The sequence below is a fragment of the Rhizobacter sp. P3_B12 genome, assembly GCF_056402895.1.
Genome location: NZ_JBFUGN010000697.1, coordinates 1 through 3,307, shown reverse-complemented (window position 1 = coordinate 3,307; position 3,307 = coordinate 1). Strand labels below are relative to the sequence as shown.

Genomic DNA, 3,307 nt, shown 5'->3' with positions numbered 1-3,307 from the left:
CGCATCGTCGGCCGCGACTGGCTGCCCGAGGGCACGCGCTTCCGCTCGCTCGACGTCTACGTCGACGACGAGGGCGGCGACCCGCTCGCCTGGGCCTTCGGCGCGCTCGGCCTGCAGGACCGCGCCCGTCACCTCGCCACGCTGTACCTGAACGACCTCGCCGACGTGCTGCGCGATGCGATCGACGGCCGCTTCGAGTTCGTGCGCTATGCCGAGCAGCTGGCCGCGAGCCAGGCCGATTTCGATCCGCTGGCCAGCGCGCTGTCGGCCGCCCCGAACCTGGTCGACGAGCGGCTCGCCGCCCTCGCGCTGGCCGCCGTCGAGCGCCATCGCCCCCAGTTGCTGCTGCTGTCGGTGCCCTTCCCCGGCTCGATGTATGCCGCGCTGCGCATCGCGCAGGCCGTGAAGGCGGCGCATCCGCAGATCGCCATCGCGCTCGGCGGCGGCTTCGTCAACACCGAGCTGCGCGAGCTGTCGGAGCCGCGCGTGTTCGACTTCGTCGACGTGGTGACGCTCGATGCCGGCGAACGCCCGCTGCTCGCGCTGATCGACCACCTGCAGGGCAGGCGCTCGCAGCAGCGGCTGGTGCGCAGCTTCGTGCGCGATGCCGAATCGGGCGCGGTGCGCTATGTCAACGGCTTCGCCGAGGCCGACATCCCGTTCGACCAGGTCGGCACGCCCACCTGGGACGGCCTGCCGCTGGACCGCTACCTGTCGCTGCTCGACATGCTGAACCCGATGAACCGGCTGTGGAGCGACGGCCGCTGGAACAAGCTGACGGTGGCGCACGGCTGCTACTGGAAGAAGTGCAGCTTCTGCGACGTGAGCCTCGATTACATCGCGCGCTTCGAGCAGGCCTCGTCGACGACGCTGGTCGACCGCATCGAGGCCATCGTGCAGGAGACCGGGCAGACCGGCTTCCACTTCGTCGACGAGGCCGCGCCGCCGAAGGCGCTGCGCGCGCTGGCCGCCGAGCTGCAGCGCCGCAAGGTGGAGATCACCTGGTGGGGCAACGTGCGCTTCGAGAAGACCTTCGACCGCGAGCTGTGCGAAGAGCTCGCCGCGAGCGGCTGCATCGCGATCTCGGGCGGGCTCGAGGTGGCCTCCGACCGCTTGCTGAAGCTGATGAAGAAAGGCGTGTCGGTCGAGCAGGTGGCGCGCGTGACACAGGCCTTCTCGGAGGCCGGCATCCTGGTGCACGCCTACCTGATGTATGGCTTCCCGACGCAGAACGAGCAGGACACGGTGGACGCGCTCGAGTACGTGCGCCAGCTGTTCGAGGCAGGCTGCATCGCGAGCGGCTTCTTCCACCGCTTCGCCTGCACCGTGCACTCGCCGGTCGGCCTGCAGCCCGCCGACTACGGCATCACGCTGCAGCCGCTGCCGCCGGGCCGCTTCGCGAAGAACGACGTCGGCTTCGTCGACCCGACCGGTACCGACCACGACGCGATGGGCCGCGCGCTGAAGAAGGCGATCTACAACTACATGCACGGCATCGGGCTGGACGCCGACGTGCGCAGCTGGTTCGACGTGCGCGTGCCGAAGTCGACGGTGGGGCGGCATCGCATCGCGAAGGCGCTGCAGCAGGTGCGAGGGGCCGTCGGAACGACCGCCGGGCGCCGCACAGGGTGAATGCGCGACTGGCGGTTCAGCATTTCTGACGCCGGTAATCAGCAATTCGCCTAGTGCGGCACGGCGCTGGGAGCGCTAAAACTCGGCATGCAGCGTGCGGACAAGACATTGAAGCCGGCGGCCGACGCAACGCCAGCACCGGCGGCCGCAGCCGTTCGACCCCAGGGGCTGCAGGCGCTCATCGACAAGTCACCGCGCATGCAGGCGCAGCTTCGCACGATTGGCAACGTATTCGGCCGTGCGGTCCAGGCGCCCGTGCAGCGCGAACGCCGGGAGGTGGCCCAGCGCGTAGCGCCCTACCACGCGTGGATGCACGACAGAGAGGCCTTCCTCGGCGAATTGGAACGCGACCACTACGCCCTGTCGAGCTACTCCAACCTGTCTGCGATCACCGTCCTCAACGTCCACCACGACCCGCGCGTGATCAAGCAACTGAACCTGGCCAGCAATGACGAGGTGCATTCCGAACTCAAGGACCGATTGATCGAGCTGACCTCGAGCGTGCACATCCGTCCCGCCACGCCGACGCACGACAACCAGGAGGGCAACCTGCCCGGAGGGCAGGTCTATTACGAAATGGGCATGGAGGGCGGCGGTGGAACCCGGATCGTCGTCAACGCCGCGACCCATCAGATCTATTTCAGCCAGCACTATGGCGGCCACCAGAACATGAATGCGAACGGCACGCCCAAGGCCGACAGTCCGTTCGCGGAGCTGATCGGCATGACCGCACAGGAATCGGCCGTGCTGCGGTACCAGGTCATCTTCTTCCAGGCCGAGACGCAAGCCTATGCGGATGCCTTGATCGAACGGGCCCAGGTCGAGCAACTGCAGGAGGACCTCGTCCGAAAGCGCAGCATGCGCAACACGGCGCTGCGGCGACAGGCTGCGGCCGCAAGCCCGAAGCAGGTGGCGAAGACCGCAGCCCAGGTGGCCGCGGCAACGCATGCGGTGACGCTCGCAGAAGCGCAGGTCGCGGGGTTCCACCCCGAGGCCGGTCTCGCCGCTGCGGACGCCGCCGCGGCTGCGGGCGTGGAGTTGCTGGCCGCTCCGATGCGAGCGGGCCAGCCGCATGCGGTCATGGGCTTCGCTCCCGTCGAACAGATCATGTGGAGCAACGCCCAGCGCATCGGCACCAACCTTCGCGCCAGCCGGCGCTACCTCAATGCCTGCGGGGCCATCCTCACCGGCATCCAGGCAGCCAATTCGGTGTGAGCGCGTTGCGCCTGATGGTGCCTTCTGGTGTCCCGACGACATACGAGTCGTCACAGAAGAAATAGTCTCTGTCGGCCACGTCATCGCCCCAACTGGTATTCAATTGGATATATTGATGCCAGCATCTATCCAGAGGGAGCGATTACAAATGGTCATGACCACTTCCGCCTCGCGCGGCTCCGCGCGCCGCGTGCTGGCGTCCCTGGTCCTGTCGGTGGCGGCCACAACCGTCCTCGCGGCCTACCCGGCCTGGAAGACTGACACCTACTACCCGGCCGGCACGATCGTGTCGTACAACGGGCATGACTACAAAGCCTGGGTCTCGCAGACCGACTACTCCGGCACCGGCTGGAACCCGACCACCGCGAGTCTGTGGCAAGACCTCGGGCCGAGCGGCGGCACGCCGCCTGCACCCGCCCCCGCGCCCGCGCCCGCGCCCGCGCCATCACCTGCCCCGGCC

The 3,307-nt window shown here is 68.1% G+C and carries 3 protein-coding genes; all 3 read left to right on the top strand.

Annotated features, from left to right (window positions below):
- A partial coding sequence (locus AC1D01_RS26385; protein ID WP_477871647.1) for a B12-binding domain-containing radical SAM protein occupies positions 1–1,632 on the top strand: 1,632 nt, incomplete at its 5' end.
- A gap of 87 nt (positions 1,633–1,719) precedes the next feature.
- Positions 1,720–2,847: a hypothetical protein gene (locus tag AC1D01_RS26380; RefSeq protein WP_477871645.1), complete on the top strand. Its 1,128-nt coding sequence runs from the start codon at positions 1,720–1,722 to the stop codon at positions 2,845–2,847.
- A gap of 154 nt (positions 2,848–3,001) precedes the next feature.
- Positions 3,002–3,307: carbohydrate-binding protein (locus AC1D01_RS26375; protein WP_477871643.1), on the top strand; the 306-nt coding region annotated here is incomplete at its 3' end.